General features: G+C 64.6%; 13 protein-coding genes. 8 read left to right on the top strand and 5 right to left on the bottom strand.

Annotated features, from left to right (window positions below; genetic code table 11):
* Window positions 1-201: 201 nt before the first annotated feature.
* The 3 genes from DV532_RS07580 to DV532_RS07590 all read right to left on the bottom strand — a co-directional run bounded on the left by DV532_RS07580 (window position 202) and on the right by DV532_RS07590 (window position 3499).
* Complete coding sequence (locus DV532_RS07580; protein WP_056806231.1) at window positions 202-1242, bottom strand: AraC family transcriptional regulator; 1041 nt, start codon at window positions 1240-1242, stop codon at window positions 202-204.
* A 4-nt stretch (window positions 1243-1246) separates the two neighbouring features.
* On the bottom strand, window positions 1247-2365 hold the full coding sequence (locus DV532_RS07585) for a nitrilase-related carbon-nitrogen hydrolase (protein WP_056806233.1): 1119 nt from the start codon (window positions 2363-2365) through the stop codon (window positions 1247-1249).
* A 168-nt stretch (window positions 2366-2533) separates the two neighbouring features.
* Window positions 2534-3499 (bottom strand): GlxA family transcriptional regulator, encoded by a 966-nt coding sequence (locus tag DV532_RS07590; RefSeq protein WP_056806235.1) that lies wholly within the window; start codon window positions 3497-3499, stop codon window positions 2534-2536.
* A gap of 96 nt (window positions 3500-3595) precedes the next feature.
* On the opposite strand from DV532_RS07590, the gene DV532_RS07595 reads away from it, so the two are divergent.
* The 3 genes from DV532_RS07595 (at window position 3596) to DV532_RS07605 (ending at window position 7250) form a co-directional block, all read left to right on the top strand.
* Complete coding sequence (locus tag DV532_RS07595; protein ID WP_056806851.1) at window positions 3596-4045, top strand: tautomerase family protein; 450 nt, start codon at window positions 3596-3598, stop codon at window positions 4043-4045.
* Window positions 4046-4249: 204 nt separating this feature from the next.
* Window positions 4250-6286, top strand: coding sequence for an NADPH-dependent 2,4-dienoyl-CoA reductase (locus DV532_RS07600; RefSeq protein ID WP_056806238.1), 2037 nt, complete (start codon window positions 4250-4252; stop codon window positions 6284-6286).
* A 73-nt stretch (window positions 6287-6359) separates the two neighbouring features.
* On the top strand, window positions 6360-7250 hold the full coding sequence (locus DV532_RS07605) for a 1-aminocyclopropane-1-carboxylate deaminase/D-cysteine desulfhydrase (protein ID WP_056806239.1): 891 nt from the start codon (window positions 6360-6362) through the stop codon (window positions 7248-7250).
* Here DV532_RS07605 and cybB read toward each other — a convergent pair.
* Together cybB and DV532_RS07615 are read right to left on the bottom strand one after the other, a co-directional pair.
* On the bottom strand, window positions 7241-7786 hold the full coding sequence (cybB, locus tag DV532_RS07610) for a cytochrome b561 (protein WP_056806243.1): 546 nt from the start codon (window positions 7784-7786) through the stop codon (window positions 7241-7243). The genes DV532_RS07605 and cybB overlap by 10 nt on opposite strands.
* Before the next feature lie 193 nt (window positions 7787-7979).
* Window positions 7980-8912 (bottom strand): DUF1853 family protein, encoded by a 933-nt coding sequence (locus tag DV532_RS07615; protein ID WP_056806244.1) that lies wholly within the window; start codon window positions 8910-8912, stop codon window positions 7980-7982.
* Between the two features lie 88 nt (window positions 8913-9000).
* On the opposite strand from DV532_RS07615, the gene DV532_RS07620 reads away from it, so the two are divergent.
* From DV532_RS07620 to DV532_RS07640, 5 genes are read left to right on the top strand one after another with little or no spacing between them, the layout of a single operon-like run.
* Window positions 9001-9891 carry an NAD(+) kinase gene (locus tag DV532_RS07620; protein WP_027596710.1) on the top strand — a complete coding sequence of 297 codons (891 nt, stop codon included), beginning with the start codon at window positions 9001-9003 and terminating at the stop codon, window positions 9889-9891.
* Window positions 9891-10862: a metallophosphoesterase gene (locus DV532_RS07625; RefSeq protein WP_056806246.1), complete on the top strand. Its 972-nt coding sequence runs from the start codon at window positions 9891-9893 to the stop codon at window positions 10860-10862. Before DV532_RS07620 ends, DV532_RS07625 begins: the two co-directional genes overlap by 1 nt.
* On the top strand, window positions 10859-11746 hold the full coding sequence (locus tag DV532_RS07630) for a rhomboid family intramembrane serine protease (RefSeq protein WP_056806249.1): 888 nt from the start codon (window positions 10859-10861) through the stop codon (window positions 11744-11746). The genes DV532_RS07625 and DV532_RS07630 overlap by 4 nt, the downstream gene beginning before the upstream one ends.
* 13 nt (window positions 11747-11759) lie before the next feature.
* A complete protein-coding gene (locus DV532_RS07635; RefSeq protein WP_056806251.1) occupies window positions 11760-12020 on the top strand; it encodes a YeaC family protein in 261 nt (86 codons plus the stop codon).
* Window positions 12017-12847: a DUF2797 domain-containing protein gene (locus DV532_RS07640; protein WP_056806253.1), complete on the top strand. Its 831-nt coding sequence runs from the start codon at window positions 12017-12019 to the stop codon at window positions 12845-12847. The genes DV532_RS07635 and DV532_RS07640 overlap by 4 nt, the downstream gene beginning before the upstream one ends.
* Window positions 12848-12852 lie beyond the last annotated feature (5 nt).

The raw sequence follows: 12852 nt of genomic DNA on the forward strand, positions 1-12852 counted from the left end.
ATGTGCTGAACACCTGCTACGTTTACCACTCATAAGCTTGTCATCATTCCTTCATGCCACCTGCTTAGGTTGAAGGGAACACCTACGAAGACATCATGAGTAAATAGGACGCAGGGCTATGGATGAATACCAGGAAGAACTTCTCGAATTCCAGGCGTACGAACTGGACACCCCGGAACCGGCCGACGACGCCACTGAGCTCTAGCCCACCCGCCGCTGGCTGCGGCGGTACTCCCCCGGTGTAAGGCCCGTCCAGCGCTTGAACGCGCGCTGGAAGGCCTCGGCCGATGCAAACCCCAACAGATAGGCAATCTCGCCAAAGGCCAACGCCGTATCACGAATGTAGGTCTCGGCCAGGTCGCGCCGTGTTTCGCTGAGCAGGTCGCGAAAACGCGTGCCTTCCTCGGCCAGTTTGCGGCGCAAGGTCCAGGTCGGCAGTTGCAGCTGCTGCGCCACTTCTTCCAGGTCCGGTTCACGGCCACCATTGAGCAAGGGGCCCAGCAGGTGGGTGATGCGCTCACCCAGGCTGCGTACCCGCGTGCGCTGCAGCATTTCCGCCTCGCACAGCTGCAGCAGGTGCTGCCAGGTGCTGGGGCAATGCCTGGGGTTGGCCAGCTGCAGCGTGGCACGGCTCAGGCGCAGCTGGTTGCCGTCGGCCGCGAACTGTACGGGCGCGCTGCACAGCGGCTGGTAGCGCGCGGCGTAGGCGGGCGCGGCAAATTCTATGTCCAGGTGTTCGGCCTGCACCGCTGTGCCGGCCAGGTCGGCAAGCTGTGCCAGCCAGCCGGCGAGCAGCGAATCGACCACGAAACGGTTATAGGCGTTGTACGGGCTGATGGAGTAGAAGCGTAGCCAGGCGCCCTGGGCATCTTCCTGAAAGCTGGAATGGCCGCGGTAGTTGGTGGCGTACAGCGGCTCGAAGCGCAATAGGGTGCGCGCTGCCTCGCCCAGTGTCGGCGCCTGGGCGGCGGTGACCCCGGCCAGGCCGGCATGCGCCAGGCGGCTCAGGCGCCCCATGTGCAGGCCCAGTGCAGCCTCGCCGCACAGCTCGATGGCGGCGTGGCCCAGGTGCATGTAGCGGGGGATCGACAAGCGCGCGCCAGCTTCGCCCAGGCGCGCAGCATCCAGGCCATAGCGGCGCAGCAGCGGCTCGGGGTCGTGGCCCAGTTCGCGCAGGGCCTCGGTCAGCGGCTGGACAAAGCCAACCGACAGGTCGCCCAGGCGCACGCGGGGGCGGGCCATGGGCTTACAGCCACAGGTTCAGCAAGCGAGCGCCAGGGCTCGGGGTACCCGCCAGCAGTTCACCCGCCTGGCGGGCAAAGCCCTGGCCATCGCTGCCCTGTTCCCAGAACTGCCCGCGCATGAACACGCTCATGCTGCTGACACTGGCCCCGGTCGCTTCGGTCAGGCGTTGCCAAGCGGTCTGTTCGCTGACTTCGCCGCGCTGCAAGGCCAGCCCGGCGCTGGCATCCTGATGGCGATTACCGCGCCATGGCGCTTGCCAACTGCCCTTGCCACTGAGGAACACCGGGTTGGCGATCAGTTGTACCGCTTGTTGTGCCAGTTGCTGGTGGTTTTCCGGGTACCAGCTGTCACTGCCCACCAGAACGCCCAGGCGCCCGGCGGGGGTTTGCACCACTTGCAACGGGTGCTGTCGGCCGTCGTGGACGTAGCGGCGCATTTCGCTGTCGGGGAACTGCTGGCGCTGTGGCTGGCCTAGCAGCGAGCCGTCACCGGCGAATACCACACTGCTGTTGAACAGCGGGCCGCTGCCGGCATGCAGCACGCCCTGTTTCACGTAGGGCGCAGGCAGCACAATGGAGCCGGCTACCAGCGTGACATTGAATTCCTTGGCCAGGCCACCGAACAGCTGCTGGTAGTCTGCGGCCATCTGCTCGGCCTTCATGCGCAGGTGCGCGTCAGCGCGCCAGTCATCGCCATGGGCACCGAGCATGGCCAGGCCATAGCGCAGTGGGTTGCTCAGCTCCAGCCATTGCAAGGCCTCGCGGCTTTGCGTGACTTGGTACAGCTCGTTCTTTTCGCCGCGCGCCCAGAGCCAGGTACCAATGTGCTCCGGCATCACCACCACCGTACGCGGGCTCACCAACCCCCGGGCGCGGGCCTGTTCCAGATAGGCCGCGAGCTTGCGGTGCAGGCGTTGCAGGTTCTGGTAATCGCCCGGGTAGAGCAGGGGTTCGACGCCCAGCAGGTTGCCGTGCTCGCCTGGCACGCCATGGTTCAGCGCCAGTTCGATGCGCAGGTCGGACAGGTAGTGGCCTTCCGGGCGCTGCAGGGTCCAGAAGCCGTAGCCGCAGAGGGCCGAGATCATCACCAGCGCCAGGGCGCTTGCCAGGAGTTTTCGCATGAAGCCTTCAGCTTTCGAAGAAAAATGAAGTTGCCATGAAGGCAGTCAGGGGCATAGTGCGGCCGTGTTCATCAGCTTGGGAATCCTTGTTGCACTGTTTTTGCAAAATCGCGTTTTTGATCATACCAAAGCACTATCTGGGTCTGCAGTGTCCGCTGCCGTTCCCGGTCAGCGCTGGCGCAACTGTCGCGGGGTCGCGTTCAGCAGGCGGCGCATCAAGCGTCGGAGAGCCGTTGGGTCCTGGTAGCCGACCAGCGCCGAGACCGCCTCGACGGAATGTTCACCAGACTCGAGCAGTGCTCGGGCCTTGTGCAACTGCACCCGCTGAATGAGCTGCCGGGTGGAGTGGCCCGTTGCCTTGTGAACATGGCGCGACAGGGTCCGCTCGGACATGCCGACGCTTGTGGCCAGTGTCTTGACGCTCGTAAGTTCAGGCAGCGACTTCTCGATCTCTGCGATCAGGCGCGAGATCAGCGCATTACCTTGCACCAGTACGGCAGGGATGACGAAAGGCGACTGCAGTTGCCTGCGGTCGAGCAGCAGCGCCTTACCCACCGCGTGGGCGATTTCAGGCGAAAGGCGCCGGCGTAGCAGGTGCAGCATGAGGTCGGTTTGAGCGAAGGCAGCACCTGCCGTGGTCAGTGGATGATCGGCCAGCACCATGAAGTCCGGGTCGACGCGGCAGCCGGGTGCGAGCATCTGCAGATGCGGCGCCAGCCACCAGGAGGTTGTCACCCTCCTGCCGTCCAACAGCCCGGCCGCATGCAGCAGAAAGACGGCCGAGCATGACGCGGCAATTTCCTTGCCGTTGGCGATGTGATCGCTCAGTGCAGAGAGAAAGGGCACTGTCCATGGCTCCGCGAGGCGACTTTCGAGCAGGTTGATGTCACTGACGCCGATGCCCGGTATGACCCAGCAGGACGGGTCCTCGGCGCTTTGCTCGATCGGTTGCACATGCAGTTGCAGGCCATGGCCCAGCGCTACCGGTCCCGGTTGGGGGCCGCAAACTCGCCAGCGTGGTGCGGCCAGGCCGAGTCGCTCGCTAACGGTTGCTGCGCTGGCGAGGATGTCCAGAGTGGAGGCTACGCTTGCGGCGAATGCCCCCGGTACGACCAGAATGGTGAAATCGTGCATTGTCGGATTATGCTCGAAAGAGGACGGATCCGACACTTTTGCGTGAGAGGAGCGCCAGGCCTAATGGCGCTTCAACTCATCACAAAGGTATCAGCAATGCCCAATATCCTGATCAAGGCACCTACCGGAGCTTTCAACGAGGCGCAACGCGAGCATCTGTTGAAGCGCGTCAGCGAGGCTGCAATCGCGCATGAGCACATAGGTAACGCTCTACCGCAGCGCTGCCTGTGCTGGGTGCTCATTGAGGAGGTGCGGGACGGTGATTGGCTATGTGGCGGGGTGAACATGCACGCCCACGCCATTCCCTGCATCGTCATGGTGAAGGTGCCTGCCGGTGTCCTCGATGAACAGATGCGCAAGGACTACGTGCTGGCCCTGCACCAGGCCATCGAACAATGCGTTGGCAAGGATGACGGGCGGATGCTGATGACTTCGATACAGCTGGTGGACATCGCCGATGGCACATGGGGTGCGAACGGGAATCTCTGGCATCTTGCCGATTTCACTAGCGCTGCCGGTTACCGGCATCTTCTCGCACACGCCTAGGAGAACATGTCCGGCTGGAACCTGCGGGGCCAAGGATTCGCGAGTCTTCGGGTAGTCCCGCTGTGCGCCATGATCAATAACTTGTTAGTTTCGATCATTGAGCCCCTTCAAACGGCTGTTTAATGTCGCAGGCAGACAAACGACGGGGCCCGCCGGCCGGTGAGGCACCTGCATCCCGTGATCACGCCACCTGGGGACCTTTCCATGGCCGCCGACCGCTACCCGCACCTGCTCGCCCCGCTGGACCTGGGCTTCACCACCTTGCGCAACCGCACCCTGATGGGCTCGATGCACACTGGCCTCGAAGAGCGTCCCGGTGGCTTCGAGCGCATGGCTGCCTACTTTGCCGAGCGCGCTCGGGGTGGCGTCGGCCTGATGGTCACCGGCGGTATCGCGCCCAACGATGAAGGTGGGGTGTATTCCGGTGCGGCCAAGCTCAGCACCGCGGAAGAGGCCGACAAGCATCGCATCGTCACCGAGGCGGTGCATGCTGCCGGGGGCAAGATCTGCCTGCAGATCCTGCACGCCGGGCGCTACGCCTACAGCCCCCGGCAAGTGGCACCCAGCGCGATCCAGGCGCCGATCAACCCGTTCAAGCCCAAGGAGCTGGATGAAGCGGGCATCGAGAAGCAAATCGCCGACTTCGTCAATTGCGCGGTGCTGGCCCAGCGCGCCGGGTACGACGGCGTCGAGATCATGGGGTCGGAAGGCTACTTCATTAACCAGTTCCTCGCTGCCCATACCAACCACCGCACCGATCGCTGGGGCGGCAGCTATGAAAACCGTATGCGCCTGGCGGTGGAAATCGTCAGCCGGGTACGCGGTGCGGTAGGGCCCAACTTCATCATCATCTTCCGCCTGTCGATGCTCGACTTGGTCGAAGGGGGCAGCACCTGGGACGAAATCGAGCGGCTGGCCAAGGCCATCGAGCAGGCCGGTGCGACCCTGATCAATACCGGTATCGGCTGGCACGAGGCGCGTATCCCGACCATTGCCACCAAAGTGCCGCGTGCTGCGTTCAGCAAGGTCACTGCCAAGCTGCGTGGTGTGGTGAACATTCCGCTGATCACCACCAACCGCATCAACACCCCGGAAGTGGCCGAGGCGGTGCTCGCTGAAGGCGATGCCGACATGGTCTCGATGGCCCGGCCGTTCCTGGCCGACGCGGATTTCGTCAACAAGGCGGCCGCCGGCCGTAGCGACGAGATCAACACCTGCATCGGCTGCAACCAGGCCTGCCTGGACCACACCTTTGGCGGCAAACTGACCAGCTGCCTGGTCAACCCGCGCGCCTGCCATGAAACCGAGCTCAACTACCTGCCCGTGCGCGTGGTCAAGCGCATTGCCGTGGTCGGCGCCGGCCCGGCCGGCCTGGCTGCTGCCACCGTTGCAGCCGAGCGTGGGCACACGGTGACCCTGTTCGACGGCGCCGGCGAGATCGGCGGGCAGTTCAACGTGGCCAAACGCGTGCCGGGCAAGGAAGAGTTCTTCGAAACCCTGCGCTACTTCCGCAACAAGGTGCAAAGCACTGGCGTTAACCTGCGCCTGAATACCCGTGTCGATGTGCAGACACTGGTGGATGGCGGCTACGACGAAATCATCCTGGCCACCGGCATTGCCCCGCGTACCCCGGCCATTCCTGGTGTGGAGCATGCCAAGGTACTCAGCTACCTGGATGTGTTGCTCGAGCGCAAGCCGGTGGGCAAGGCGGTGGCAGTGATAGGCGCGGGTGGCATTGGCTTCGACGTGTCCGAATACCTGGTGCATGAAGGGGTCGCCACCAGCCAAGACCGTGAGGCGTTCTGGAAAGAATGGGGCATCGATACCCGGCTTGAGGCACGCGGTGGTGTGGCGGGAATCAAGGCCGAACCCCATGCGCCGGCGCGGCAGGTGTACCTGTTGCAGCGCAAGAAATCCAAGGTGGGGGACGGGTTGGGCAAGACCACCGGTTGGATTCATCGCACCGGGCTGAAGAACAAGCGGGTGCAGATGCTCAACAGCGTCGAGTACCTGGGCATCGACGACGCTGGCCTGCACATTCGCGTGGCCGATGGCGAGCCGCAGCTGCTGGCGGTGGATAACGTGGTGATCTGTGCCGGGCAGGAGCCACTGCGCGAGCTGCAAGACGGGCTGGTGGCGGCGGGGCAGTCGGTGCACCTGATTGGTGGGGCCGATGTGGCGGCGGAGCTGGACGCCAAGCGGGCGATCAACCAAGGGTCGAGGTTGGCCGCTGAGCTTTGAGGTTGTCGATGCGGGCCGCGTTGCGGCCCTTTTGCCACACGCGTGCCCGGGTGTTCACTGGTAAACTCGCGCCATGCACCTCGACCTAACCCAAGCCCCCTTACACCCTTTGAATCTACCTTGGCTGCAAAACGCCAAGGTCGAAGCCGCCATCTTGCGCCTGGACCTGATCGACCCGCTGATCAGCGGCAACAAATGGTTCAAGCTGCGCCATCATGTGCAGCACGCCACGGCCAGCAACGCCCCTGGCCTGATCAGCCTCGGCGGCAACCACTCCAACCACCTGCACGCCCTGGCCGCTGCCGGCAAGCGCTTTGGCTTCGCCACCGCCGGCCTGCTGCGCGGCCACGCCCAGTACACGCCAACCGTGCGTGACCTGCAGGCGCTGGGCATGGAGCTGCACTGGTTGGGCTACGGCGGCTACCGTGCGCGCAACCAACCCGGTTTCTGGGAGCCCTGGCAAGTGCGCTACCCGGGCTGGCAGTGCATTCCCGAAGGCGGTGGCGGGCTGGCCGGTGCGCAGGGTTGCGCTTTGATCATGGAACAGGCGCGCGCGCAAAGAGCGGCCCTGGGTTGGGCGGACTATGACGCCTGGTGGCTGGCAGCCGGCACCGGCACCACGTTGGCCGGCCTGGTGCTGGCCGAGGCGGGGGCGCATGTCGTACACGGCGCCTTGGCCGTGCCCAAGGATCATGGTGTAGCAGAAGCGGTGGCGGGACTGGTGGGTAAGCACGGCTACCAGCTACACGATGCTTGTCGTGGCGGTTTCGGCAAGTTCGACGATGAGCTGCTGGCCGTCACCGCCGAGTGCGAGCGGCACACGGGCGTGCCGTTCGAAGCGCTGTACACCGGCAAGGCCTTGCTGGCCTTGCGTGAGCAGGTCGAGGCCGGGCTGTTCGCGCCCGGCACCCGCCTGATCGTGGTGCACACCGGCGGCTTGCAGGGCCGGCGCGGTTACTTGTAGGGCAGCATGCGCAGCAGCGTGTTGTCGCGTTGCACATAGTGGTGATACAGCCCGGCCAGGGCGTGCAGGCCGATCAGCCAATAGCCCCAACTGCCGATGCGCTCATGCCAGCCTTTGATGAACTTGGCCTGGTCCGGGTTCGGGCCGATCAGGTGCGGCAGCTCCAGGCCGAAGAACGGCACCGGTTTGTCGGCGGCGCTGAGGATCAGCCAACCGGCCACCGGCAAGCCGATCATCAGCAGATACAGCGCCAGGTGCATCAGGTGCGCAAGGCCAGTCTGCCAGGCTGGTGGCTTGGGCACGATAGGCGGGGTTGGGCGGCTCAGGCGAACGGCCAGGCGCAGCCAAACCAGCACGAACACGCTGAGCCCGAGCATGAAGTGCAGGTCTTTCATCAGGTTGCGTTCGGCGCTGTCCTTGGGGAACAGGCCACGTAATTCGATAAGGGCGTAGACAGCGGCCAGCAACACCAGCATCAGCCAATGCAGGGCGATGGACAGGCGCGCGTAATGGGGTGTAGGGGTGGATGAAACCATGATCGGTCCTCGTCATCAGGTCGGAATGGCGCTCTTGTTGGCGCTCGGGGAGTACTGTAGTTGCTGCGGGGAAACGAATTTTTGCGCTGGGTCTGTGAAAATTGTGTTGTCTACCCCGGCCTTTCGCGGGCAAGCCTGCTGCTACACCGGCGTAGGAGCGGGCTTGCCCGCGAAAGGGCCGGTACAGGCGACATCATGAATTGGGCAAATGCGGCCAATCATCAGCCACCAAAAACACCCGCTCGGCCTCTTGCCAGGGGCCATCAGCCTGCTGCGCCAACCTGACCAGCAATTGCGCCGGTGCCAGGCGTTCCAGCACATGCAGCCATGCCGCAAACTGTTCCGCCGGCCAACACTCATCCGCTTCGACCCGCGCCGGTGCCAGCCAGGCATGCCGCTGCAGTGGTTGCCAACGTTCGCCCTCAGCCATCACCCAATCCTGCCGACGCACCCAGCGGCCACGCAAATGTTGCGGGTTGGCACCTTGCGGCGGCTCGGCATGCCCAGCGCACGGATAGAACAGATAACCACCGAGCCACACATGCGCCTGCACCTGTTCGATACCCAGCTGAGCCAGCACCGCACGGCTGTGCGCCCCTGTCGACATCGGCAATTGGTGGCCCGCCAAGTGCGCCAACTTGGCGCCCAGCCGGTCCTGGCAGCCTGGCCCCAGCCAAGCGGCCGGGTCGTGGCCGGCGTGCACTGGGCCCAGGTACAGCTTGATGGCCAGTTCCAGGTGGTGCACGCCCTCGCGGTCGCGCAGCAGTACGTCCAGCTCGCCCAGGGTACGCCCGCCGTCGCGAATCGCCAGGTTGGCCGCCAGCAGTTCGATGCCTGGCGCCTGGCCCAGGGCGAATTGCCACAGGCGTTCGTAGTAATGCCCCAGGCGCCGGCTGCCCAGTTGCGCCAGCCAGTCGCGCAGCGGGCGGTCATCGTCATCCAGCAGCCGTAGCCAGGCTTCCAGGCGCTGTGGCTGGTCCGCCCACAGGCTTCCCGCCAGCGGGTGGCGCTGGGGGCAGGGTGGGGTGCTGAGCAACGGTGGCGACAGCAGGGCCCAAGCCAAGTCGCGCACGGTCGGGCGACGTAGCTGCCGGGGCAGGTCGTGGAGCTGGGCGAATGGCATCATCCTGCGAGCATAGCCGGTTTGCCGCTAACCCGTGGTTTCGCCCATAATCGGCGCATCGTCACCCGCCGCAGAGCCTCGCAGGAGCCCCATGGAGCAATTTCGCAATATCGGTATCATCGGCCGCCTTGGCAGCTCGCAGGTGCTCGACACCATTCGCCGACTGAAAAAATTCCTCCTCGAGCGCCACCTGCACGTGATCCTCGAGGACACCATCGCCGAAGTGCTGCCCGGCCACGGCCTGCAAACCTCCACCCGCAAGCTGCTGGGCGAGGTCTGCGACCTGGTCATCGTGGTCGGCGGCGACGGCAGCTTGCTGGGCGCCGCCCGCGCCCTGGCCCGGCACAACATTCCGGTGCTGGGCATCAACCGAGGCAACCTGGGTTTCCTCACCGATATCCGCCCCGACGAGTTGGAAGAGAAGGTTGCCGAAGTGCTCGACGGCCACTACCTGGTGGAAAACCGCTTTCTGCTGCAGGCCGAAGTGCGCCGCCACCACGAAGCCATTGGCCAGGGCGATGCGCTGAACGACGTGGTGCTGCACCCGGGCAAGTCCACGCGCATGATCGAGTTCGAAATCTACATCGATGGCCAGTTCGTCTGCAGCCAGAAGGCCGACGGCCTGATCGTCGCCACCCCCACCGGCTCCACCGCCTACGCGCTGTCGGCCGGTGGCCCGATCATGCACCCCAAGCTCGACGCCATCGTCATCGTGCCGATGTACCCGCACACGCTGTCGGGCCGGCCGATCGTGGTCGACGGCAACAGCGAACTGAAGATTGTGGTGGCCAAGGACCTGCAGATTTACCCGCAGGTGTCTTGTGACGGCCAAAACCACTTTACTTGCGCCCCCGGCGACACCATCACGGTGAGCAAGAAGCCGCAGAAACTGCGCCTGATTCACCCGCTGGACCACAATTACTACGAGGTCTGCCGCACCAAGCTCGGTTGGGGCAGCCGCCTGGGGAGCAGGGACGACTGATGCTCGATCCGGCGCGAAGTTTCGACATCATCGGTGACGTGCACGGTTGTGCGCTGACCCTTGAACGCCTGCTCGACGCCCTCGGTTACAAGCGTGTGGGCGGCGTATGGCGCCACCCACGGCGCCAGGCACTGTTCCTCGGCGACATCGTCGACCGCGGGCCACGCATCCGCGAGGCGCTGCACATCGTCCACGACATGGTCGAGGCCGGCCAGGCGTTCTGCATCATGGGCAACCACGAATACAACGCCCTGGGCTGGGTCACCCCGGCACTGCCCGGCAGTGGCAAGGCCTATGTGCGCGAGCACACGCCACGCCATGCCCGGCTGATCGACGAAACCCTGACCCAGTTCGCCCACCATCCAGGCGACTGGCACGACTTCGTCAACTGGTTCTATGAGCTGCCGCTGTTCGTCGACGCCGGGCGCTTCCGCCTGGTGCATGCCTGCTGGGACCCACGGCTGATCGAGCCACTGCGCCAGCTGTACCCCAACGGGCGCATCGACGAGCACTTCATCCAGGCTTCGGCAGTCAGCGGCAGCTTCGCCGCCACGGTGTGCAACCGCCTGCTGCGCGGCACCGACATGCGCCTGCCAGACGGCCTCACCCTGACCGGCGGCGACGGCCTCACCCGCGCCTTCTTCCGCACCAAGTTCTGGGAAGAAGACCCGCAAACCTACGGCGATATCGTGTTCCAGCCCGATGCCCTGCCCGAGGCAGTGGCCAGCACCCCGCTCAGCCACAGCCAGAAGAACGCCCTGCTGCGCTATGCCGAGGACGAGCCCATGCTGTTCGTGGGCCACTACTGGCGCAGCGGCCGCCCAGCGCCGATCCGCGCTAACCTGGCCTGTCTGGACTACAGCGCCGTGCTCTACGGCAAGCTGGCCGCCTACCGGCTGGATGATGAAACCCGCATCGACCCGCACAAGTTCGTTTGGGTCGACGTCGACCGCCCACAGGCCAACCAATGAACATTATCGAAGTGATGCGCCTGCCGCTGTCGGTCGACCTCAGTGGCTTCGTCCATCTGCTGCAGCGCCTGCAGGTGCCGCACCGGGTTAGCGAAGAGGGCGACGCGCAAGTCCTCTGGGCACCCGACACCCTGGCCGCAGACGTGCGCGAACTCTACCAACGCTACCCCGACGGCAACGCCGACATCCAGGCGACAGAGCAACCTGTGGGCGCGGGCGCGCCCGCGAACAGCCCCGCACAGCCGTCGCTGGCTGAACAGGCCCGCGCCTGCAAAATCACCACCCTCATCCTGCTGCTGTGCTTCATCGTCGCCGGCCTCACTGGCCTGGGCGACAACTTCCCCACCATCCGCTGGTTCACCTTCCTCGACTTCCGTGTCCAGGGCGACTACCTGTACTTCAGCCCACTCGCGCAAAGCCTGGACCAAGGCCAGTGGTGGCGGCTGGTATCGCCCATGCTGCTGCACTTCGGCGTGCTGCACTTGGCCATGAACAGCCTGTGGTATTGGGAGCTGGGCAAACGCATCGAATTGCGCCAGGGCCCGTGGGCGCTGTTGGCGCTAACCCTGCTGTTCAGCGTGGTGTCCAACCTGGCCCAGCACTACAGCAGCGGGCCAAGCCTGTTCGGCGGTTTGTCTGGCGTGCTGTACGGCCTGCTCGGGCACATTTGGCTGTACCAGTGGCTGGCGCCCAACCGTTACTTCAACCTGCCCAAGGGTGTGTTGGTGATGATGCTGATCTGGCTGGTGGTGTGCCTGAGCGGTGTGATCGACACCCTCGGCCTTGGCCAGATCGCCAACGCCGCCCACGTCGGTGGGCTGCTCATCGGATGCCTGACCGGGCTCTTGGGTGGGGCGCTGGCCCGGCGTAAACTGTCGGCTTGAATCAGGAGACACTATGTCCACTTTCGCGCAAATGATCGAAAACATCACACCGGAAATCTACCAGAGCCTGAAACTGGCCGTGGAAATCGGCAAATGGGCGGATGGCCGCAAGCTCACGGCCGAGCAGAAAGAGCTGTCGCTGCAGGCGGTGATCGCCTGGGAGATGCAAAACCTGCCCGAAGACCAGCGCACCGGTTACATGGGCCCGCAGGAGTGCGCGTCGAAGTCCGCGCCGATCGCCAATATTCTGTTCAAGTCGGACTCGGTACATTGATCGAACTCGCGCGTGGCTCGTTGAGCAAAATGGCGGTAAACCTGCAGGCGCCGGTGGTGCAGTACAGTTTCCGCCTGGGTGACACCCAGGTGCCGGTCAACCCGCTGATCGGCCAGCGCCTGCGCCTGGAATACCTCGGCGCCATTCATTGCAGCCATTGCGGCAAGCGCACCAAGACCAGCTTCAGCCAAGGTTACTGCTACCCGTGCATGACCAAGCTGGCCCAGTGCGACGTGTGCATCATGGCCCCGGAAAAATGCCACTACGACGCCGGCACCTGCCGCGAACCGGCGTGGGGCGAACAGTTCTGCATGACCGACCACGTGGTCTACCTGGCCAACTCGTCAGGGATCAAGGTCGGCATCACCCGCGCCACCCAACTGCCCACCCGCTGGCTCGACCAGGGCGCCAGCCAGGCGCTGCCGATCATCCGTGTGGCCACCCGCCAGCAATCGGGCCTGGTCGAGGACCTGTTGCGCAGCCAGGTACCCGACCGTACCAACTGGCGCACATTGCTCAAGGGCGATGCCGAGGTGCTCGACCTGCCAGCCATTCGCGACCAGGTCTTCGACGCCTGCGCCGACGGCCTGCGCGAGCTGCAGGGGCGGTTTGGCCTGCAGGCGATTCAGCCGCTGGCCGACGCCGAAGTGGTGCAGATGAAATACCCAGTCGAGGCCTACCCGAGCAAGATCGTCAGCTTCAACCTCGACAAGAATCCGGTGGTGGAAGGCACGCTGCTGGGCATCAAGGGCCAGTACCTGATCTTCGACACCGGTGTGATCAATATTCGCAAGTACACGGCCTACCAGTTGGCCGTGCTCCAGTAAAAAGG

The sequence above is a fragment of the Pseudomonas sp. Leaf58 genome (assembly GCF_003627215.1).
Taxonomy (GTDB): domain Bacteria; phylum Pseudomonadota; class Gammaproteobacteria; order Pseudomonadales; family Pseudomonadaceae; genus Aquipseudomonas.

What these genes read in the sequence shown, in the direction of transcription:
- cybB (WP_056806243.1), bottom strand. Translation starts at nt 7,786, where the DNA reads ATGGTTTCATCCACCCCTACACCCCATTACGCGCGCCTGTCCATCGCC.
- DV532_RS07620 (WP_027596710.1), top strand. Translation starts at nt 9,001, where the DNA reads ATGGAGCAATTTCGCAATATCGGTATCATCGGCCGCCTTGGCAGCTCG.
- DV532_RS07615 (WP_056806244.1), bottom strand. Translation starts at nt 8,912, where the DNA reads ATGATGCCATTCGCCCAGCTCCACGACCTGCCCCGGCAGCTACGTCGC.
- DV532_RS07595 (WP_056806851.1), top strand. Translation starts at nt 3,596, where the DNA reads ATGCCCAATATCCTGATCAAGGCACCTACCGGAGCTTTCAACGAGGCG.
- DV532_RS07600 (WP_056806238.1), top strand. Translation starts at nt 4,250, where the DNA reads ATGGCCGCCGACCGCTACCCGCACCTGCTCGCCCCGCTGGACCTGGGC.
- DV532_RS07635 (WP_056806251.1), top strand. Translation starts at nt 11,760, where the DNA reads ATGTCCACTTTCGCGCAAATGATCGAAAACATCACACCGGAAATCTAC.
- DV532_RS07580 (WP_056806231.1), bottom strand. Translation starts at nt 1,242, where the DNA reads ATGGCCCGCCCCCGCGTGCGCCTGGGCGACCTGTCGGTTGGCTTTGTC.
- DV532_RS07625 (WP_056806246.1), top strand. Translation starts at nt 9,891, where the DNA reads ATGCTCGATCCGGCGCGAAGTTTCGACATCATCGGTGACGTGCACGGT.
- DV532_RS07590 (WP_056806235.1), bottom strand. Translation starts at nt 3,499, where the DNA reads ATGCACGATTTCACCATTCTGGTCGTACCGGGGGCATTCGCCGCAAGC.
- DV532_RS07585 (WP_056806233.1), bottom strand. Translation starts at nt 2,365, where the DNA reads ATGCGAAAACTCCTGGCAAGCGCCCTGGCGCTGGTGATGATCTCGGCC.
- DV532_RS07630 (WP_056806249.1), top strand. Translation starts at nt 10,859, where the DNA reads ATGAACATTATCGAAGTGATGCGCCTGCCGCTGTCGGTCGACCTCAGT.
- DV532_RS07605 (WP_056806239.1), top strand. Translation starts at nt 6,360, where the DNA reads ATGCACCTCGACCTAACCCAAGCCCCCTTACACCCTTTGAATCTACCT.